Raw genomic sequence first — 19491 nt, 5'->3', positions numbered from 1 at the left:
GAATTTTATCGGCTGACTGCTTCTTTCATGCTTTTTACATATTCTTTCACATAAGGAACGCAGGCCTCTTTGTACTCCTTACATAATTTTACAATAGCGCTTCCTACGATGACGCCGTCTGCTTTTTTCGCCATTTCCTCTGCCTGCTCCGGCGTGGAAATTCCAAAGCCGACAGCACAGGGAATCTCCTTTGTCTCTTTTACCAGTTGCACCATGGCGCCCACGTCCGTGGTGATTTTGCTTCTTACTCCGGTTACACCGAGGGAAGAAACACAGTAAATAAAACCTCCTGCTTTTCCGGCAATTTCTTTAATCCGTTCATGGGAGGTGGGGGCGATTAAGGAAATCAGTTCCATTCCCCTCTCCTGACACGGCGCTTCAAACTCTTCCTTTTCTTCAAAGGGCACATCCGGCAGAATCAGTCCGTCCATTCCGGCTTTAGAAGCCCGATCCAGAAACTTCTCTGTCCCATAGGAAAATACTACGTTGGCATAAGTCATAAACACCATGGGAATCCTGGTTTTTTCACGGATTCGCTCCACCATATCAAAGATTTTATCGGTAGTTGTCCCCTGACTTAAGGATCTCATATTGGCCTCCTGAATCACCGGACCTTCGGCTGTGGGATCAGAAAAAGGAATCCCCAGTTCTATCAGATCTGCTCCTGCTTCTTCCATGGCATATACCAGCTGTTCTGTAATCTCCAGAGAGGGATCTCCGCAGGTAATAAACGGTATGAAAGCCTTTCCCCCCTGAAATGCGTCTGTTATTCTACTCATAAATATCCTCCCCTCTGTAACGGGCAATGGCTGCACAGTCCTTGTCTCCCCGTCCGGAAATATTAATCACCAGTATCTGATCCGGCCTCATCTGCGCCGCCATTTTCTTTGCCTGGGCAATGGCATGGGCGCTTTCGATGGCGGGAATAATTCCTTCTGTTCTGGATAAGTATTCAAAGGCTTCCACTGCTTCTTCATCGGTAATGGCCACGTATTCTGCCCTTCCTATATCATGCAGATATGCGTGTTCCGGTCCGATTCCCGGATAATCCAGACCGGCTGAAATAGAATAGACCGGTGCAATCTGTCCGTAAGAATCCTGGCAGAAATAAGATTTCATTCCGTGGAAAATTCCCAGACGTCCGGTGGCAATGGTAGCCGCCGTCTCGAAGGTATCCACACCCCGTCCTGCAGCTTCACACCCTATCAGACGCACATTTTCCTCTTCAATAAAGTGATAAAACGCTCCGATTGCGTTGGAGCCTCCTCCCACACATGCCAGTACTGCATCGGGAAGCCGCCCTTCCGCTTCCAGAATCTGTTCTTTGATTTCCTTTGAAATGACTGCCTGGAAATCCCGTACAATCGTTGGAAATGGGTGGGGACCCATGCAGGATCCCAGAACATAATGGGTGTCTTCTATCCGGCTGGTCCACTCTCTCATGGTTTCTGAAACCGCATCTTTCAGTGTCCCGGTACCGCTGGCAACCGGATGGACCTTTGCTCCCAGAAGCCGCATTTTATACACATTTAACGCCTGCCTCTTCGTATCTTCCTCTCCCATAAAGACTTCGCATTCCATATCCATCAGGGCTGCTGCCGTGGCTGTGGCCACCCCGTGCTGTCCTGCTCCTGTCTCTGCAATTACCCTGGTCTTTCCCATTTTTTTCGCCAGGAGCACCTGTCCTAATACGTTATTAATCTTATGGGCTCCCGTATGGTTTAAATCTTCCCTTTTCAGGTAGATTTTTGCTCCTTTTAAGTCTTCTGTCATTCGTTTTGCATAATACAGACGGGACGGCCGTCCTGCATATTCATTCAGCAGGGTAGTCAGTTCCTTTTGAAATGTTTCGTCCTTTTTATATTTTTCATAGGCCTCTTCCAGCTCTATCACTGCATTCATCAGTGTTTCCGGCATATACTGCCCGCCGTGTACCCCAAATCTTCCTTTCGTCATCTGTCTGCACTCCTTACTGCGGCCACTGCCGCCATAATTTTTTCATAATCTTTTTTACCGTCTGTCTCCACGGAACTGCTCATATCCACGGCAAAGGGATGAAGGGTTTCAATGGTTTCTCCCACATTTTTCGAGGTCAGACCTCCTGCCAGAAAATACGGCCGTTCCATATGGGAAATCAAAGACCAGTCGAAGCTTTCCCCGGTTCCTCCCCTTCCGTGATCCAAAAGAGGGTAATCTGCCTGACTTGCAGCCGCCTTTTGAACGTCTTCCCGGCTGCTGATGGAGAATGCCTGAATCACCGGCACTTCCGTCTGTTCTTTCAGGCGTTTGATATATTCCCCGTTCTCCTGGCCGTGAAGCTGTACATAAGACAGGATCTTATTCCGACACAGATTTACAACCAGATCCAGAGGCGCGTCTACAAATACTCCCACCGCCGGAATCTCTTCCCTTAACTGTTTTCGCAGCCGGTACAGAGTCTGCACGGATACGTTTCGGATGCTTTTGGGAACCTGAATAACGAAACCGGCATAGTCTGGTTTTGCCTCATTGACAAAGGCCACGTCCTCCGGGCGGCTCAGCCCGCAGATTTTAATCTTACTCATACGTTTCCTCCCGGCAGGTTCTGCTGCAGATTTTCCAGCATCTTCTTTTTATCCGCCGCTTTCATAAAAGTTTCTCCGATTAAGACTCCGTCGGTTTTCTTTTCATACAGAAGGGCGATTTCTTCCGGCCCTCTGATTCCGCTCTCAGAGATAAAAATCCGATCTTCCGGCACCAGATCCCTCAGTTTCAGTCCGTTTCTGACATCTACCTGAAAGGTCTTTAAATCCCGGTTATTTACCCCTATGATTCCGGCGTCTGCCTGAAGGGCCCTGTGTATTTCCTCTTCCGTATGAGCCTCTGTCAGTGCGGACAGTCCCAGCTCTTTTGCAAGCTGTCCGTAGGCTTTTAATTCTCCGTCATCCAGGATGGCGCAAATCAGAAGGACTGCGCTGGCTCCCATGGCTTTTGCCTGATAAATCATATATTCGTCTATGGTAAAATCTTTCCGCAGAACAGGGATGGATACCGTTTCTACAATCTCTTCCAGATAAGAATCCTTTCCCTGAAAATAATAGGGTTCTGTCAGACAGGAGATGGCTGACGCCCCTGCCTGCTCATACTCCTTTGCAATCTCTGTATACGGGAAATCTTCTGCTATTACCCCTTTGGAAGGGGAGGCTTTTTTCACTTCACAGATGAAAGACATCCCCGGTTTTCTCATGGCTTTTTCAAAGGGAAATTCCCGGTTCCCCGCTCTGGCTTCTGCAAGTTTTTGGACTTCTTCCAGTGGAATTTTCTGTTTTTCCAGGCGGATTCTTTCCCTGGTTTTTTCTGCAATTTCTTCTAAAATATTCATAACGTTTCCTCTTACTGATTGCTTTCACTGATAAAGGCTTCCAGTTTCTTAAGCGCTGCCTGACTGTCAATCAGTTCTTCTGCCAGACGCACTCCTTCTTTCATAGAGTCTGCTTTTCCTGTAATATAGAGAGCCGCTCCCGCATTCAAACATACTGCCTGACGTTTGGGTCCTTTTTCTCTCCCTTCCAGTATGTCTCTGGTTATTTTGGCATTTTCCTGAGGAGTTCCTCCCTTTAATTCTTCTTTATCACACCGGGGATAACCGAAATCTTCCGGAGAAATGGTATAAGACTGGAACCATCCGTCTTTTATCTCACATACAGAGGTGGGGGCGCTCATGGAAATCTCATCTAACTTATCCTGTCCGTAAACCACCATGCCTCTCTTTACTCCCAGTTTCATCATAACCTGTGCCAGAGGTTCCACCAAGGCCTCTTCATAAACTCCCATCAGTTCCATATTCGCTCCGGCCGGATTGGAAAGAGGCCCCAGAATATTGAAAACTGTCCGGATTCCCAGCTCCTTTCTCACTGGAGCCACGTATTTCATGGCAATGTGATAGTTCTGGGCAAACAGGAAACAGATTCCGATTTTCTTTAAAAGTTCGGCGCTTTTCTCCGGTGTCAGCGTGATTTTCACTCCCAGGGCCTCCAGTACGTCTGCGGCTCCGCATTTGGAAGACGCCGCCCGGTTTCCGTGTTTTGCCACCGGCACGCCGGCTGCCGCTATTACCAGAGCGGAAGTTGTGGAAATATTGAAAGAATTGGCGCCGTCTCCTCCCGTCCCCACAATTTCCAGTACATCCATGTTGTGAAGAAGTTTGATACAGTGATTTCTCATTCCTGCCGCTGAGGCGGTAATTTCATCTATGGTTTCTCCCTTTATGGAAAGAGCCGTCAAATAGGCAGACATCTGTACCGGTGTGGTCTCTCCGCTCATGATTTCATTCATCACCTGCTCGGCTTCTTCGTAAGTAAGGTTTTCTTTTCCCGATAATTTTTTAATTGCTTCCTGAATCATAATCGCTGCCTCCTATTTCTTTATTCTGTCAATGAAATTCTTTATAAAAACTGCGCCCTGAGGCGTCATCACCGATTCCGGGTGAAACTGCAGTCCGTAAACAGGATATTCTCTGTGTTCCACCGCCATAATCTCCCCGTCCTCTGTTTGTGCCGTTATCTTCAGGCAGGCAGGAAGACGGTTTTTCTCTGCTGCCAGGGAATGGTAACGGGCCACATCCACCGGCTCTGTCAAGCCCTGAAATAAAGGACTCTCTTCTGCTATTTTCAGGCGTGACTGCTTTCCATGCATCAGGTGGGAGGCATATCCCACTTCTCCCCCAAAAGCTTTGCATATGGCCTGGTGTCCCAGGCAGACACCCAGAATGGGAATCCGGCCTGCGAATTTCTGAATCACCGAAATGCAGATTCCTGCATTCTCCGGCCGTCCCGGCCCGGGAGAAATTACAATGGCCTCCGGATTCATCTCCTGGATTTCTTCTATGGTGGTTACGTCATTTCGGATAACCTTTATATCCGGCTGAAACTGCCCGATTAACTGGAACAGATTATAAGAAAAACTGTCGTAATTATCAATTAATAAAATCATTCCAATCCCTCCTGTGCTGTTTCCATGGCTGCAACCACTGCCCTGGCCTTATTGCAGCATTCCTGAAACTCTGTTTCCGGCACGCTGTCCGCTACGATTCCAGCTCCTGACTGGACGCAGACCTTTCCGTTTTTCTTATAGGCCAGACGGATGGCAATGCATAAATCCAGGTTTCCGGTGAAATCCAGATACCCGATGGCTCCGCCGTAAATTCCTCTCTGTCTGCCTTCCAGTTCCTGAATGATTTCGCAGGCTCTTAATTTGGGAGCTCCGGAGAGAGTTCCTGCCGGTAAAATCGCATCCACTGCATCGAGAGCATCTTTCCTGGGATGAAGCTTTCCTTTTACTGTAGAACCGATATGCATTACGTGAGAATATTTATGGATATTTAAATACTCTTCCACCTGCACGCTTCCCAGTTCACTGATCTTTCCTATATCGTTTCGTCCTAAATCCACCAGCATATTATGTTCGGAAAGTTCTTTCTCATCTTTCAGCAGTTCTTCCATCAGTTTCTGATCTTCCGCTTCTGTTTTTCCCCGGGGTCTGGTTCCCGCCAGAGGAAAGGTATGAAGCACTCCGTCTTCCAGTTTCACCAGAGTTTCAGGAGAGGCTCCTGCAATCTCCACGTCATCGCTGGAAAAATAGAACATATAGGGAGATGGATTGGTGCACCTTAATACCCGGTAGGTATCAAACAGGCTCCCTTTCGCTTTCGCTGTCAGAGGATCCGAAAGCACCACCTGGAAAATGTCTCCTTCACGGATATAGCGGCAGGCTTTTCTTACCATTTCACAGTAATCTTCTTCCGGAAATTCCGGCGTTAATTCTTCCTCCAGCTTCAGAGGAGGAAATACAGCCTTTCTGCCTTCTTTCAAAAGGGTTTTCATCTTCTCCAGTTCCCGTCCGGCCTTTTCATAAGACTCTTTCAGGTTCTTTGTCTCAACACCTGCAATCAGAATCAGCTTCTGTTTATAATGGTCGAATACAATTACTTTATCAAACAGCATCAAATCCATATCCCGGAAATCTGCATTTTCCATGGATTCCAGCTTCAGTCTGGGCTCCGCATATTTAATATAGTCATAAGAAAAATAGCCGACCAGCCCGCCTGTAAAGGGCGGCATATCCGGAATTTTCGGGCTTTTACAGGATTTCAGGATTTCTCTTACGGTCTTCTGGGGATTACGTGTCTCTTCTGTCTGCACCTGAGGGCCTTCTCCTTCTTCGCCCCGACAGATTCTTAAATTACCATTGGTACAGATAATTTCCATGGTGGGCTGATACCCCAGGAAAGAAAAACGTCCCCATTTCTGGTTGTTTTCGGCGCTTTCCAGAAGATAGCAATGTCGGCTGGCGGCCTTTAAAATCCTCATTACTTCCACCGGCGTATAACTGTCCGCATATAATTTTATGCAGACCGGTATTCGTCCATAGTCTCCATTTGCTGCAATTTTTTCTACTTCTTCTAACGTCGGATACATACTGACTACCTCCTGGCTCTGAAATTTTTCTGCGCGGAGCGATTTTTATGTAATAGGAAATCCGACGGAATTTCCTATTACATAAAAAAAGTCCTTGACAGAAGAATCTACTTCTGTCAAGGACGGGTGCTCATATTTCCCGCGGTGCCACCTTGATTTATGGGTTTTCCCACACGCTCTGCAAGATACTGACATATCTCCGGCAACTAACGTATGCCTCACGTCACAGAATACTCGGCTTTTGGCCTTTCACTGTGCCCTCTGCGGTCCATTTGATAATCTGCATTTCCGTCCGGCTCTCACCTCCCCGGACTCTCTGTGGGCGCATGTACTACCGTTATCTCCGCTTCTACGGTTTTCCGTATTAAACTGATGAACTAAGGATACACCCTCTTTTCTAAAAAGTCAACTAAAAAATAACAAAAAATTATGCAATTTGAACCATTTTCAAAACAGAAATCCCAACCGCAAGGGTGATAACCGATACCAGAGTGGTTCCGGCAACGATACTGGACGCCAGCTCCCCGTCTCCGTTCATGCTTCTGGTCATAATATAGGAATTGGCCGCAGAAGGTACGGAAAACAGTACAAATAAGGTCACCATCGCCTCATTGGAAACGCCCAAAAGCCATCCCAGACACAGACCCACCGCCGGAGAAAGCACCAGCTTACAGACACAGGCCATGGCCGTTATCTTCCAATGGGATTTCAGATTTTTTACATGGATATTCATTCCGATAAGCAGCAGCGCCAAAGGCATGGCCAGATCTCCCAGATAACCAACTGCCTGATCCAGTACATACGGAAGAGAAATCTGCCAGATACTAAAGGGCAGACCTGCCAGAATAGCAAGAATCATAGGATTTTTCAAAATCTCCAGGGCAATCTTTCCCACCTGTACCTTCTGTGCATTTTTATTTTTTATGGTCAGAATAAAGACCGCAAAAATGTTATAAGCCGGAAGGACTGTAGCAATTACCGATGGTGCGCAGGTCAGGGTATCCCTTCCCAGAATATTCATAATCAGAGGAAGGCCGATGTAAACAAAATTTCCTCTGTAAGATCCGTGGACGAAAGCTCCCACCTTCCCCGGGATACCGATAGTCTTTTCTGCCAGCCCCCAGCTTATGAGAAATACCAGCAGGGTTCCCAGAAGCCCCGCCAGAATCAGCTTTCCATCCATTAGGCTTTGGGGATCTGTTTCGGCTATATCCTGAAACAGCATGGCCGGAAGAGCCGTCTGAAAGACTACCTGATTGGTCCGCTTTGCATAATCCTCCGATACCACGCCTCTGTGAAACAGGAATCCGCCCACGGCCATCACCAGGAACATGGGCACCGTCATGCGGATTCCAAAGGATAAATATTCCATCTTTTCTTACCGGATTCTGTCCGGGAATCCAACTTTTCTCTGTACCTTGCGCAGAGTTTTCGTTGCATAGTAATTGGCTTTTTCTGCATTCTCTTTGATAATGGAATCCAGATATGCCTTGTCCTTCTGCAGACGGTAGAATTCATCCTGAAGAGGTTTTAATACTCCTACCACCGCTTCTCCTACGGCCATTTTAAACTCTCCGTAGCCTTTCCCGTCAAATTCCTTCACGGTCTCATCCGGTGTTTTGCCCGTACATGCACTGTAAATATCAATCAGATTCTTCACTCCCGGCTGTTCATCCCGGTAGCAGATGCAGGCTTCCGAATCGGTTACGGCCCGTTTGCATTTTCTCATAATTGTATCCGGATCGTCCATCAGATAAATACTTCCGTTGGGATTTTCGTCTGATTTGGACATCTTCTTTGTGGGCTCCTGAAGGCTCATGATCTTGGCTCCCACTTTTCCGATATAGGCTTCCGGAACCGTGAAAACATCTCCATAAATATTGTTAAACCGTTCTGCCACATTTCTGGTTAATTCCAGATGCTGCATCTGATCGATTCCCACCGGCACCACATCTGCCTGATACAGCAGAATATCAGCCGCCATTAAAACCGGATACGTAAACAGTCCGGCATTGATATTATCTGCATGTTTGGACGCCTTGTCTTTAAACTGGGTCATCCGGTTCAGTTCGCCCATATACGTATAGCAATTCAGAATCCATGCCAGCTCTGCATGTCCGGAAACGTGGGACTGATAATAAATACAGTTCTTCTCCGGATCCAGTCCTGCTGCAATATATAAGGTCAGCAGATTTCTGGCGCGTTTTCTCAAAGCGGCCGGATCCTGCCTTACAGTAATGGAATGCATATCTACCACGCTGTAAAAACACTGGTATTCGTCACAGAGAGTTACCCAGTTTTTTAAAGCCCCCAGATAATTTCCCAGGGTGAGATTTCCTGTGGCCTGCATTCCGCTGAAAAGTACTTTCTTTCCATCTATCATAATCTTCTCCTCCAACTGTCTGACTCTTTTTATCGTGTTTTAGTGTATCACTGCAACTTTAGGAAGTCAACTGTTTACGCCATCTGTACGTCCATGCCATAATAACACTGAATTGAAAAAATAAGAATTATGTGTAAAAATCATTACAACCAGCAAAGACTACAGGTAAACAGTCATTTTCTATACTGTAAAATAAATATGGAGGGATAAAAATGAGGAAATCGGTTTTATTTATTGCAATGAGTCTGGATGGTTATATCGCAGACCCAAACGGCAAAATCCAGTGGCTGAACGGACAGGACAGCTCCCGGGATGATATGGACACATATACAGATTTTATAAAAGGCGTGGACACTATTTTCATGGGATGGAATACCTATCATCAGATCGTCACCGAACTTTCTCCCGGTGAATGGATTTACGAAGGGATGACAACCTATGTATTTACCCATCATCCGCAGGAATCTACAGAGGAAATTCGCTTTACGAAGGAGAATCCCGCCAGTCTCCTGAAAAAACTAAAAGAAGAAGACGGAAAAAATATCTGGATTTGCGGCGGGGCAAATCTCATAAGCCAGCTTATGCCGACGGGACAGATTGACCGGTATTCCATATCTGTCATCCCCACTCTGCTTGGAAAAGGCATCCGATTGTTTCAGGAATTTCCCGTAGAACAAAAACTCTCCCTTATAAAAACACAAAGCTATAACGGAATTACAGATCTTGTCTATGAGCACAGATGATTTTATCCCCATTCCTTTATTGCCACCGGATTCATTCTCTGTTAAAATAAAGGAAATTGTATAAAAGGAGTGTTTTTCATGGAAAAGATAACCAGTTTCACCATTGACCATATAAAGCTTCAGCCAGGCGTGTATGTATCCCGCAAGGATCCCGTGGGTGATACTGTCATTACCACCTTTGATATTCGTATGACTTCTCCCAATGAAGAACCGGTTATGAATACGGCCGAATTACATGCCATGGAGCATCTGGCAGCCACGTTTCTCAGAAACCACAAGACCTTCGGGCCGAAAATGATTTACTGGGGACCTATGGGATGCCGTACCGGGAACTATCTGCTCCTCCAGGGAGACTATGAGTCTTCTGATATTGTGCCTCTGATGATTGAAACTTTTGAGTTTATCCGGGACTTTGAAGGAGAGATTCCCGGAGCTTCTGCCAAAGACTGCGGAAACTACCTGGATATGAATCTGAATATGGCCAAATACCTGGCTAAGAAATATCTGGATGAAGTGCTGTATCACATTCCGGCCGATCGTCTGGTCTATCCGAAATAATAATGAGAGCCTTCCGGTTTTCACACCCGGAAGGCTCTTTTTCCTTTCTAGAACCGGAAATCCCGGCTTCCCTGTTCAATTTCTTTTAATCTCTGTATACAGATTTCTCTGGTTTTCTCTCTGGTAATGTGTTTCAGTTCTTCCTCAATCACCTTAAGTCCCTTTTCTTTCGTATCCGGACAGGCATAATCTTCCAGATACTCCTTTAAAGTCATCAGGGCATTAGGCTGGCAGCAGTTTGCAATCTGTCCTGATTTTACCAGCTGCATAAACCGGTCCCCCGTTCTGCCTTCCCGATAGCAGGCAGTACAGAAGCTGGGGATGTATCCCAGTTCCAGCAGCCAGTTTACCACCTGATCCAGAGTTCTTCTGTCACTGACGTCAAACTGAGCGGAATTTTCTTCGATCTCCTCTTCTTCCACATAGCCGCCCACAGACGTTCTGGAGCCTCCGCTAATCTGAGAAATTCCCAAATCCAGAACTTTCTCTCTGCATTTGGGGGATTCTCTGGTGGAAATAATCATTCCTGTATAAGGCACTGCAATCCTGATAACTGCCACAATCTTCTGGAAAATATCATCCGGCACTGCATTGGAAAAGTCTGCCGTGTCAATGTCATCTGCAGGACAGATACGGGGAACACTGATGGTATGAGGGCCTACCCCGAAACGTGCCTCCAGATGTTCCGCATGCATTAAAAGTCCCACAAAATCGTATTTATACATATCCAGTCCGAACAGAACGCCGCAGCCTACGTCGTCAATGCCGCCTTCCATGGCTCTGTCCATGGCTTCTGTGTGATAAGCATAGTCGCTCTTGGGACCGGTGGGATGCAGTTCTTCATAACTCTTTTTGTTGTAAGTTTCCTGGAACAGGATATAGGTACCTATGCCTGCTTCTTTTAATTTCCTGTAATTTTCTACCGTTGTGGCAGCAATGTTTACATTTACGCGGCGGATTGCCCCGTTCTTATGTTTGATGCTGTAAATGGTTTTAATACTCTCCAGGACATATTCAATGGGATTGTTTTTGGGGTCTTCTCCTGTCTCCAGGGCCAGACGTTTATGTCCCATATCCTGCAGGGCGATTACCTCCTGACGGATTTCCTCCTGGGTCAGTTTTTTCCTGCGGATATGTTTGTTCACTGCATGGTAGGGACAGTAAACACATCCGTTGATACAGTAATTAGACAGATACAACGGAGCAAACATTACAATCCGGTTCCCGTAAAATTTCTGCTTAATCTCCTTGGCTGTCTTATACATTTTCTCAATCAGTTCTTCGTCTTCACATTCCAGCAGGACGGCTGCTTCTCTGTGGGTCAGACCTTTACAGTCTTTGGACCGCTCAATCAATGAGGCAATCAGTTCCTTATTGTTTTTATTCTTTTTTGCATATTCCAGGGTATCTAAGATCTCCTGATCATCAATAAACTCTTCTGCTTTTGTTGAATTTACATTGTACAATTTTTTCACCCATCTCTTTCATTTTATTTTTGTTTCCAGTCTCCTCTGGCTTTTACCACCTGAAAGCCCACGGATTCCATCTCTTTTTCCAGTTCCTTCAGTCCTTCTGCAGACTCCACTCCTGTTGACGCCTTGTGATCGTACAGCAGATAGTCTTCCCGCACCGACTGGGGCGACAGATTGGGCATCACCACATTTGCTCCCGCCAGGATTCCTTTTTTCCTTCCTGTGGGATCTACTGTCCCCAGGGCTGTCGTAGCAGGAAGCAGTACCTGCGGAAGTAAAAGGCGCACCACTGCCAGACAGAACAGGGTATCTTCCAGCGTCCCGTTCTCACAGTCCCGAAACGGCGTATCCTTATGGGAAAGGAAAGGGCCAATCCCTACCATTTCCGGCGCCAGTTTCTTTAAATAACAGAAATCCTTAATCAGGCATTCCGGCGTCTGCCCGGGAGAACCCACCATAAATCCTGCCCCTGTCTGATAGCCGATTTCCTTTAACTCTTCCAGACACTGCATCCGGTGTTCCAGAGATAATTCCTTCGGATGCAGCTTCCGGTAATGCCTGCAGTCCGCCGTTTCATGGCGAAGCAGGTATCTGTCCGCCCCCGCGTCATAAAGCCTCTGATAACTCTCCCGGGATCGCTCTCCCAGCGAAAGGGTCACAGCACAGTCGGGAAATTCCCGCTTTATGGAAGATATAATTTTCGCCAGACGTTCATCAGTATAATATCCGTCTTCTCCTCCCTGGAGAACAAAGGTGTAAAATCCCAGAGCGTATCCTTTTCTGCAGCAGTCTAAGATCTGAGATTCACTGAGTCGGTATCGGCGGACCTTCTGGTTGCTTCTGCGGATTCCACAGTAATAGCAGTCGTTCCTGCAGTAATTACTAATCTCAATCAGCCCGCGTATGTAAATCTCTTTTCCGTAAATTTCTTCCCTGACCTTCCTGGCTGTTTCATACAGATACTGATTTCTTTCTTTGTTCCGGTTCAGATAGAGCCAGAGAAGCTCTTCTGCTTCCAGATTATGGTTTTTAGCCAGCTTATCTGCCAGCATCTTCCAGTTTTTTTCCATACAATTTTATTCCGGCATCTTAGAATATACGGTCTTAATGGAAATTCCCTTCAGCATTCCTATTTTTCCGGACAGACTGCTTATGACTTCATTTGGCGCGTCCAGAACAACGCTGATTACTGAAATGTTTCTGGAACGGTAGGGTACGCCCATTCTTCCCACCACATATTCTCCATACTGATGGAGAAGGGCATTCAGCTCTCCTACTGACTCCTTGTCTTCCACAATAATTCCCATAACCGCGATTCTTGTTTCCACCCGCATTCCTCCTTTAATCATTTTCTGCGCGGTACGCTTTTTTATATCGCAGGATATAAAAAGCGCCCGTATCCAAAACGGGCGCAATACGACTCTTCAATCTTGTTTACGGCCCTTTCCCCTCAGACGAATCTTTGGGGTATGGATGAAATAAGCATACCATTTTTGAACAAAAATAACAATACTTCTAAAAAAATAAGTATATGGTTGTGCTTTTTTTCTAAAGCCGTTATAATATTTCTGTATTTATCTGTATAAATTAAAAAAGAACGATTTTTTATACAGTAGGAGGGAGATTTTATTCTATGAAATTTTTTAAAAGTTTGCCATTCAAACTGTTGGTTGGCGTTGTTCTGGGCATCCTGATAGGTCTTGCTTTAAATGCCACCGACGGCTCCGGGGTAACTGCCGGAATTCTCAATGTAGTTGTTACCTTAAAATACGTTCTGGGACAGCTCATTAATTTCTGTGTGCCGCTGATTATCATCGGCTTTATTGCCCCGTCCATTACGAAACTGGGAAACAATGCTTCCCGGATGCTGGGAATTGCCATTCTTCTGGCATACGCTTCTTCTCTCGGTGCTGCTTTATTCTCCATGGGAGCCGGCTACGGCCTGATTCCCCATTTGTCCATCGTAACCGATGTGGAAGGACTGAAGACCCTTCCGGAAGTGGTTTTTGAACTGGAAATTCCCCAGATTATGTCCGTGATGAGCGCCCTTGTTTTCTCGGTTTTAATCGGTCTTGCCGCCACCTGGAATAAGTCCCGGCTAATTACCGGCATTCTGGATGAATTCCAGAAGATTGTTTTATCCATTGTATCGAAAGTTATTATTCCGATTCTTCCGTTTTTTATCGGTGTAACTTTCTGTTCCCTGGCCTATGAGGGTTCCATAACGAAGCAGCTTCCTATTTTCCTTCAGGTCATTCTCATTGTCCTGGTAGGACATTATATCTGGATGACTCTTCTGTATTTTCTGGCAGGTATGTATTCCCACCAGAATCCTCTGGAAGTTGTCCGCCATTACGGCCCTGCCTATTTAACAGCCGTCGGAACCATGTCCTCGGCCGCTACCCTGGCAGTAGCCCTTCAGTGTGCAGAAAAAGCAAAACCTTTACGGAAAGACATGGTGGATTTCGGTATTCCTTTATTTGCCAATATTCATCTGTGCGGTTCTGTATTAACCGAAGTCTTTTTCTGTATGACGATCTCCAAGATTCTCTACGGATCCCTTCCAAGCCTCGGAACCATGATTTTATTCTGTGTGCTTCTGGGAATCTTCGCCATCGGCGCTCCGGGAGTGCCGGGGGGAACAGTTATGGCTTCCCTGGGAATTATTACCGGAGTTCTGGGATTTGATGAAGCGGGAACAGCTTTGATGCTGACCATCTTCGCTTTGCAGGACAGCTTCGGAACAGCCTGCAACGTAACCGGAGACGGCGCACTTACACTAATCCTTACCGGATACGCCAAAAAGCACAACATGCAGGAGACCCATATTTCTATTGATTTGTAAATACTGCTTTTGAAAAAAGCCTCCAAACAGATAAAATCATCTGTTTAGAGGCTTTTTTGTTTTCGGAACTTACATTTCATCTATCGCCTTATTGGGACAGACGTCAATACAGTTTCCGCATTCCAGGCATTTTCTGTAGTTGATACTGAACTTTTTTTCTTCTTCCACTATCGCCTTATTCGGACACTCCGATTCACAGGCGCCGCACTTTACGCAGCGGTTCGTTATAACGAAAGCCATATATACACCTTGCCTTTCCTATTTTACTTCCCCGCTGCGATCCGTATAGGTTGTATGCAGCAGGTGATGGGAAATATGACCACAGGGTTCTTTCAGGTACTCTTCGTAAAGCTTTTGAACTTCTTTATTTTCATGGGATCTCCGAATTTGGCTTTTTTTATCACTTTCATACATTTTATCTTTTCTCTTTGCAACCATATCCGGAGAAACTGTCAGCGGCGCTCCTCCGCCATTGAGACAGCCGCCGGGACAGGCCATAACTTCAATAAAATGATAGGGGGATTTTCCTAAACGAACCTCCTCCATAACAGGCTTTACATTTCCAATCCCATTTACAATGGCAACCTTTACTTCCAGATCTCCAATCACCACAGACGCTTCTTTCAGCCCTTTATATCCTCTGACTTCCTGATAATCAATCTGATCGATTTTTCCGCCGGTCAGCTTCCAGACCACTGTACGAAGAGCTGCCTCCATAACGCCTCCGGTTGTTCCGAAAATACGTCCGGCACCCGATCCTTCTCCCATAAAGTCATCGAATTCTTCTTCCTGAATATCTGCGAGGCTGATACCGCGAAGTTTAAATAATTTTGCCGCTTCCCTGGTAGTCAGTACAATATCCACATCCCGTCCCTTTTCACTTTCCATTTCTGTCCTGTCACGTTCAAACTTTTTCGCCACACAGGGCATAATCGAAATCTGACAAATCTTTTCAGCAGGTACACCAATTTTCTCCGGCAGATAATTTTTCACCAGAGCCCCGAACATCTGCTGGGGGGATTTGCAGCTGGAAAGATGTTCCAGCTGATCGGGATAGTTATATTCCATATATTTCACCCAGCCCGGACAGCAGGACGTCATCATTGGCAGCACGCCGCCTTTTGTCACTCGCTGGATAAACTCTGTTCCTTCTTCCATAATTGTCACATCAGCACTGAAGTCCGTGGTAAACGCATACCCTCCCAGTTGTTTCATAGCTGCTGCGATTTTTTTCGTGACATCTGTACCCGGGGAAAGACCGAATTCTTCCCCCAGTGTGTTTTGAATTGCAGGAGCCATCTGCCATACAACCGTTGTATTGGGATCGTCCAAAGCGGCTATAGCCTTATGTACACTGTCCTTTTCCGTCAGCGCGGCAACCGGACAGACTTTTACGCACTGACCGCAATTAATACATTCTGTAGCTGACAGATTTACATCCTTTTTGGTATTTACGTAACGTTCTCCTGTTTTCTCATTACATTTCATCTCGTAAATGCCAATCTTCTGAACTTCTTCACAGACTGTCACACACCGTCCGCATGCAATACATTTATCCATGTCCCGTATCATAGCCGGACTGGAATCGTCCTTTCCTCTTCCGGACACATGTCGGTTCGCCGGATTGATTCCAAACAGATAGGAAACATTTTGAAGCTGACAATTTCCGCCTGTTTTCTGACAGGTCAGACAGTCATTGGGATGTCTGTCTAAAATTTCCATTAATCGTTCTCTTCTGTACGCATCCACAGCCGGTGTGCTGGTATAAATCACCATACCATCTTTTGCCCGGACACGGCAGGCGCGACGAATGATTCTTTCCCCTTCTTCTTCAATTTCTACTGCACAAATCCCGCATGCTCCGGTGGGAGTCAGCCCTTTCAGATAACACAAAGTAGGAATTTCAATCCCTGCAGATCTGGCGGCATCCAAAATTGAAGACTCCGGCGGACAGACTACTCTCTTCCCGTCAATTGTACAGACAATATCTTCTTTCAGCATTCCTCCGTATACTTCATACATAGCATTCTATTCCTTTCTTAACATCTATCACTTATTAACCACAGTTACTGTATCTGGACAGAATCTGTAAGCTTTTCTGCAGTATACTCCCTGTATGCACTGCTAATCGGGTCGTTTTTATCGTAGTGTTCAATTTCTCTGCTGCGCGCTTCTTCCATTAACTCTCTGGCTTTTTTGTCATCTACTTTTTCTATTTTAATACCAATCTGTTTAAATCCCGGAATTTTGCTGACCGGATCCAGATGTTCTGAGTCAGACAGAACATTTGCTCCTCCTGCATAGTGGAATGGCATCCAGGTTACCCCCGGTCTCAGTGTATCTACAATGCGTGCTTCTACATATATGGAGCCTCTCGGAGAAGATACCTTCACCCACTCTCCTTCCTGGATTTTCAGATTTTCGGCATCGCTTTGATCGATTTCGATCCAGTTTCTGGGCGCCGTAAAATGAATTCCCGGTGTCTTGTCTGTCTGTGTTCTGGTGTGGTAGTGATAAAGAATACGGCAGGATGTCAGTACCAGCGGATATTCCGGATTACAGGTATCCGGCGACGGTATCCACTCCAGAGCTTTCAGCAGTCCGAGACCTCTTCCCGGTCCGTTTACGTGCAGAATCGGTGTACCCGGGTGATCTTCTGCAGGACAGGGCCACTGAATTCCTTCTTTTTCTATTCTCTCATAGGTAATACCTGAATACGAAGGCGTTACCGTTCTCATTTCATTAAAGACATCTTCCACAGTGTCATAATGACAATCATAACCTATACGGTTCATAACCTCCATAATCGTCCACCAGTCGTCTCTGCATTCTCCCTTTACACTGGCTGCTTTCCGTATTCTCTGTACCCGCCGTTCCGTATTTGTAAAAGTTCCGTCCTTCTCTGCAAATGCTTTTGACGGAAATACTACATCTGCATACTCTGTCGTTTCATTTGGAAAAATATCCTGTACTACAACGAATGCTTTCTCAAGGGCATGTTTTACATGATTGGAATCCGGATCGGAAACCATTGGGTTTTCTCCCATTATGTACAGCAGTTTTACTTTATCTTCGAGTATTGCCGGAATTGTCTCTGTAACTGTATAGCCTTTCACCGGGCTGAGTTTTACGCCCCAGGCTTTTTCAAATTTTTCCTGTACTTCCGGATTAAATACCTTCTGATAGGCCGGATAATCCGTGGGCAGCGCTCCCATGTCACAGGCTCCCTGTACGTTGTTCTGTCCGCGCAGCGGATTCACACCGCTGGCTTTTTTACCAATATTTCCTGTCACAAGGGCCAGATTGCTCAGACTGGATACATTGTCGGTTCCATTCACATGCTGCGTAATTCCCATGGCATAAGCGATATAGGATTTGTGTGTGCCTGCATACAGTCTTGCGGCCTGAATAATCAGCTCCTTGTCAACTCCACAGATTTCCGCTGTTTTTTCAGGAGTATATGATTTTACGATTTCTCTTAATTCTTCAATTCCTTCTGTGTATTTTTCAATATATTCTTTATCTTCCAGCCCTTCTTCGAAAATCACATGCAGCATTCCGTTACTTAAAGCTACGCTGGTTCCCGGGTTAATCTGCAGATAAATATCGGCGATCTCGGCCAGTGGGATACGCACCGGATCTGCCACAATTATTTTTTTGCCCATACGATGAGCCTGGCGCACATACATTCCCATAACCGGATGGGTCTCTGTGGTATTAGAACCAGTAATAAAAATCACATCCGCCTCTTTTATTTCTGTAATACAGTTCGTCATTGCCCCGCTCCCCAGAGTTGCCGCCAGTCCGGCAACTGTGGAGCTGTGGCAGAGACGCGCGCAGTGATCCACATTATTGGTTCCCACTGCAGCGCGGATAAATTTCTGGAACAAATAACTGTCCTCATTTACAGTTCTCGCTGAAGAAAATCCGGCGATTGCGTCGGGACCGTAATTCTCCTTTACTTCCAGAATCTTGCCGGCCACCAAATCCAGCGCTTCCTCCCAGGAAGCTCTTTCCAGTTTTCCGTTTTTACGAATCATGGGATATTTCAGACGATCTTCATGATTAATAAATTCATAGGCAAACTTTCCTTTTACACAGAGCAGTCCCTGGTTCGAAGGACCATTGGCCGGCTGTGCATCCACAATTACGCCGTCCTTAACAGAAAAGTCAATCTGACATCCGACACCGCAGTATGCACATGTTGTCCGTACTTTATGGGTTTCCCACTCCCGGAAGTCATGGAGTGATTTAGGCATCAAGGCTCCCACCGGACAGACAGATACGCAGTTTCCGCAGGATACGCAGGCGGTTTCCGCCATTGTATTTCCGCCGTTTGGAACCACATAGGCTATATCGCCTTTCTGTGCCATTGCAAGTGCGTTAACTCCCACCAGCTCCCGGCAGGTTCTCACACATTTTCCACAGCGGATACATTTATCCAGTTCCTGATAATAGAAACGATTGGACATATCCTTTTCCCGCTGCTCATAGGGAATTTCATACTGGGCTTCCTTTATACCATAGATTTCACAGTATTTCTGCAGTTTGCAGGCGCCCAGCTTTTTACAGTTCATACAATCCAGGGGATGTGTGGCTATCATCCTGTTTAATATCCGGGTTCTGGCCTTTATAACCTCTTCCGATTCTGTCCACACTACCATACCGTCCCGGGCCTGAGTATTGCAGGCGGTCAGAAGACTAACCTCCCCTTCCACCTCACAGGAACAGATTTTGCAGTCTCCGTACTCTGTACAATTGCTGCAATGCTTTGCCGGCATCCGTTCCAGCTCGTCAAAGCAAAACGTAGGGATGAAAATCCCTGCCTGTTTTGCCGCCTGCAGGATTGTGCTTCCCTCTTCGACTCTGACAACCCGGTTGTTAATTTTTAGTGTTATCATACCTCTCCTCCTTATTAAAACCAAACACACCAACAGAATATGTTTGCTTTTTCATTTTTTAAAAACCCGTCTGTATTTAAACATATCATATAATATTTCCATTTGAAAATCAATTTATATCTGTTTCGTTATAT

Annotated in this window: 18 protein-coding genes; 3 read left to right on the top strand and 15 right to left on the bottom strand. The window is 46.0% G+C overall.

Features of this window, described 5'->3' with window-relative positions; genetic code table 11:
- Positions 1-5: 5 nt before the first annotated feature.
- From trpA to trpS, 9 genes are all read right to left on the bottom strand, one after another.
- Entirely contained in the window at positions 6-779 is a 774-nt protein-coding gene (gene trpA, locus B5F53_RS00875; RefSeq protein WP_087218354.1) for a tryptophan synthase subunit alpha, read from the bottom strand.
- Positions 772-1956 carry a tryptophan synthase subunit beta gene (gene trpB, locus B5F53_RS00870; RefSeq protein ID WP_087218351.1) on the bottom strand — a complete coding sequence of 395 codons (1185 nt, stop codon included), beginning with the start codon at positions 1954-1956 and terminating at the stop codon, positions 772-774. Before trpB ends, trpA begins: the two co-directional genes overlap by 8 nt.
- On the bottom strand, positions 1953-2564 hold the full coding sequence (locus B5F53_RS00865; RefSeq protein ID WP_087218348.1) for a phosphoribosylanthranilate isomerase: 612 nt from the start codon (positions 2562-2564) through the stop codon (positions 1953-1955). The genes trpB and B5F53_RS00865 overlap by 4 nt, the downstream gene beginning before the upstream one ends.
- A complete protein-coding gene (trpC, locus tag B5F53_RS00860; protein ID WP_087218345.1) occupies positions 2561-3361 on the bottom strand; it encodes an indole-3-glycerol phosphate synthase TrpC in 801 nt (266 codons plus the stop codon). Before trpC ends, B5F53_RS00865 begins: the two co-directional genes overlap by 4 nt.
- Before the next feature lie 11 nt (positions 3362-3372).
- Positions 3373-4383 (bottom strand): anthranilate phosphoribosyltransferase, encoded by a 1011-nt coding sequence (trpD, locus tag B5F53_RS00855; RefSeq protein WP_087218342.1) that lies wholly within the window; start codon positions 4381-4383, stop codon positions 3373-3375.
- Positions 4384-4395: 12 nt separating this feature from the next.
- Positions 4396-4971 carry an anthranilate synthase component II gene (locus tag B5F53_RS00850; RefSeq protein WP_087218339.1) on the bottom strand — a complete coding sequence of 192 codons (576 nt, stop codon included), beginning with the start codon at positions 4969-4971 and terminating at the stop codon, positions 4396-4398.
- Entirely contained in the window at positions 4968-6455 is a 1488-nt protein-coding gene (gene trpE / locus B5F53_RS00845) for an anthranilate synthase component I (protein WP_087218336.1), read from the bottom strand. The genes B5F53_RS00850 and trpE overlap by 4 nt, the downstream gene beginning before the upstream one ends.
- A gap of 427 nt (positions 6456-6882) precedes the next feature.
- Positions 6883-7827 (bottom strand): AEC family transporter, encoded by a 945-nt coding sequence (locus tag B5F53_RS00840; RefSeq protein ID WP_087218333.1) that lies wholly within the window; start codon positions 7825-7827, stop codon positions 6883-6885.
- Between the two features lie 6 nt (positions 7828-7833).
- Positions 7834-8838, bottom strand: a complete 1005-nt coding sequence (trpS, locus tag B5F53_RS00835) for a tryptophan--tRNA ligase (RefSeq protein WP_087218330.1) — start codon at positions 8836-8838, stop codon at positions 7834-7836.
- Between the two features lie 212 nt (positions 8839-9050).
- Here trpS and B5F53_RS00830 point away from each other — a divergent pair, with 212 nt between their 5' ends.
- Together B5F53_RS00830 and B5F53_RS00825 are read left to right on the top strand one after the other, a co-directional pair.
- Complete coding sequence (locus tag B5F53_RS00830; protein WP_087218327.1) at positions 9051-9581, top strand: dihydrofolate reductase family protein; 531 nt, start codon at positions 9051-9053, stop codon at positions 9579-9581.
- A gap of 78 nt (positions 9582-9659) precedes the next feature.
- Positions 9660-10139 carry an S-ribosylhomocysteine lyase gene (locus tag B5F53_RS00825; protein WP_087218324.1) on the top strand — a complete coding sequence of 160 codons (480 nt, stop codon included), beginning with the start codon at positions 9660-9662 and terminating at the stop codon, positions 10137-10139.
- Positions 10140-10186: 47 nt separating this feature from the next.
- Here B5F53_RS00825 and hydG read toward each other — a convergent pair whose 3' ends face one another.
- From hydG to B5F53_RS00810, 3 genes are read right to left on the bottom strand one after another with little or no spacing between them, the layout of a single operon-like run.
- Positions 10187-11605, bottom strand: a complete 1419-nt coding sequence (gene hydG, locus B5F53_RS00820; RefSeq protein ID WP_087219041.1) for a [FeFe] hydrogenase H-cluster radical SAM maturase HydG — start codon at positions 11603-11605, stop codon at positions 10187-10189.
- Between the two features lie 23 nt (positions 11606-11628).
- Positions 11629-12681, bottom strand: coding sequence for a [FeFe] hydrogenase H-cluster radical SAM maturase HydE (gene hydE, locus B5F53_RS00815; RefSeq protein ID WP_087218321.1), 1053 nt, complete (start codon positions 12679-12681; stop codon positions 11629-11631).
- A gap of 6 nt (positions 12682-12687) precedes the next feature.
- Positions 12688-12945, bottom strand: a complete 258-nt coding sequence (locus B5F53_RS00810; protein WP_442856274.1) for a TM1266 family iron-only hydrogenase system putative regulator — start codon at positions 12943-12945, stop codon at positions 12688-12690.
- Positions 12946-13244: 299 nt separating this feature from the next.
- Here B5F53_RS00810 and B5F53_RS00805 point away from each other — a divergent pair, with 299 nt between their 5' ends.
- Positions 13245-14456 (top strand): dicarboxylate/amino acid:cation symporter, encoded by a 1212-nt coding sequence (locus tag B5F53_RS00805; RefSeq protein ID WP_087218315.1) that lies wholly within the window; start codon positions 13245-13247, stop codon positions 14454-14456.
- 69 nt (positions 14457-14525) lie between these two features.
- Here B5F53_RS00805 and B5F53_RS00800 read toward each other — a convergent pair whose 3' ends face one another.
- Genes B5F53_RS00800 through fdhF form a run of 3 tightly spaced genes read right to left on the bottom strand, consistent with a single transcriptional unit; the run spans position 14526 to position 19357 of the window.
- Entirely contained in the window at positions 14526-14696 is a 171-nt protein-coding gene (locus B5F53_RS00800; RefSeq protein ID WP_087218312.1) for a DUF362 domain-containing protein, read from the bottom strand.
- 18 nt (positions 14697-14714) lie between these two features.
- The gene (locus B5F53_RS00795; protein ID WP_242970196.1) at positions 14715-16478 is read right to left on the bottom strand and encodes a 2Fe-2S iron-sulfur cluster binding domain-containing protein; all 1764 of its coding nucleotides are present in this window, start codon (positions 16476-16478) and stop codon (positions 14715-14717) included.
- A gap of 44 nt (positions 16479-16522) precedes the next feature.
- A complete protein-coding gene (gene fdhF / locus B5F53_RS00790) occupies positions 16523-19357 on the bottom strand; it encodes a formate dehydrogenase subunit alpha (protein WP_087218309.1) in 2835 nt (944 codons plus the stop codon).
- Positions 19358-19491: the final 134 nt, after the last annotated feature.

The sequence above is a fragment of the Blautia sp. An249 genome (assembly GCF_002159835.1).
GTDB lineage: Bacteria > Bacillota > Clostridia > Lachnospirales > Lachnospiraceae > Blautia_A > Blautia_A avistercoris.
The sequence above is the reverse complement of the archived record's forward strand: the minus strand, read 5'-3'. Positions and strand labels throughout refer to the sequence as shown.

Coding starts and splice junctions, on each gene's coding strand:
- trpA (WP_087218354.1), bottom strand. CDS start 779: ATGAGTAGAATAACAGACGCATTTCAGGGGGGAAAGGCTTTCATACCG.
- trpB (WP_087218351.1), bottom strand. CDS start 1,956: ATGACGAAAGGAAGATTTGGGGTACACGGCGGGCAGTATATGCCGGAA.
- B5F53_RS00865 (WP_087218348.1), bottom strand. CDS start 2,564: ATGAGTAAGATTAAAATCTGCGGGCTGAGCCGCCCGGAGGACGTGGCC.
- trpC (WP_087218345.1), bottom strand. CDS start 3,361: ATGAATATTTTAGAAGAAATTGCAGAAAAAACCAGGGAAAGAATCCGC.
- trpD (WP_087218342.1), bottom strand. CDS start 4,383: ATGATTCAGGAAGCAATTAAAAAATTATCGGGAAAAGAAAACCTTACT.
- B5F53_RS00850 (WP_087218339.1), bottom strand. CDS start 4,971: ATGATTTTATTAATTGATAATTACGACAGTTTTTCTTATAATCTGTTC.
- trpE (WP_087218336.1), bottom strand. CDS start 6,455: ATGTATCCGACGTTAGAAGAAGTAGAAAAAATTGCAGCAAATGGAGAC.
- B5F53_RS00840 (WP_087218333.1), bottom strand. CDS start 7,827: ATGGAATATTTATCCTTTGGAATCCGCATGACGGTGCCCATGTTCCTG.
- trpS (WP_087218330.1), bottom strand. CDS start 8,838: ATGATAGATGGAAAGAAAGTACTTTTCAGCGGAATGCAGGCCACAGGA.
- B5F53_RS00830 (WP_087218327.1), top strand. CDS start 9,051: ATGAGGAAATCGGTTTTATTTATTGCAATGAGTCTGGATGGTTATATC.
- B5F53_RS00825 (WP_087218324.1), top strand. CDS start 9,660: ATGGAAAAGATAACCAGTTTCACCATTGACCATATAAAGCTTCAGCCA.
- hydE (WP_087218321.1), bottom strand. CDS start 12,681: ATGGAAAAAAACTGGAAGATGCTGGCAGATAAGCTGGCTAAAAACCAT.
- B5F53_RS00810 (WP_442856274.1), bottom strand. CDS start 12,945: ATGCGGGTGGAAACAAGAATCGCGGTTATGGGAATTATTGTGGAAGAC.
- B5F53_RS00805 (WP_087218315.1), top strand. CDS start 13,245: ATGAAATTTTTTAAAAGTTTGCCATTCAAACTGTTGGTTGGCGTTGTT.
- B5F53_RS00800 (WP_087218312.1), bottom strand. CDS start 14,696: ATGGCTTTCGTTATAACGAACCGCTGCGTAAAGTGCGGCGCCTGTGAA.
- B5F53_RS00795 (WP_242970196.1), bottom strand. CDS start 16,478: ATGTATGAAGTATACGGAGGAATGCTGAAAGAAGATATTGTCTGTACA.
- fdhF (WP_087218309.1), bottom strand. CDS start 19,357: ATGATAACACTAAAAATTAACAACCGGGTTGTCAGAGTCGAAGAGGGA.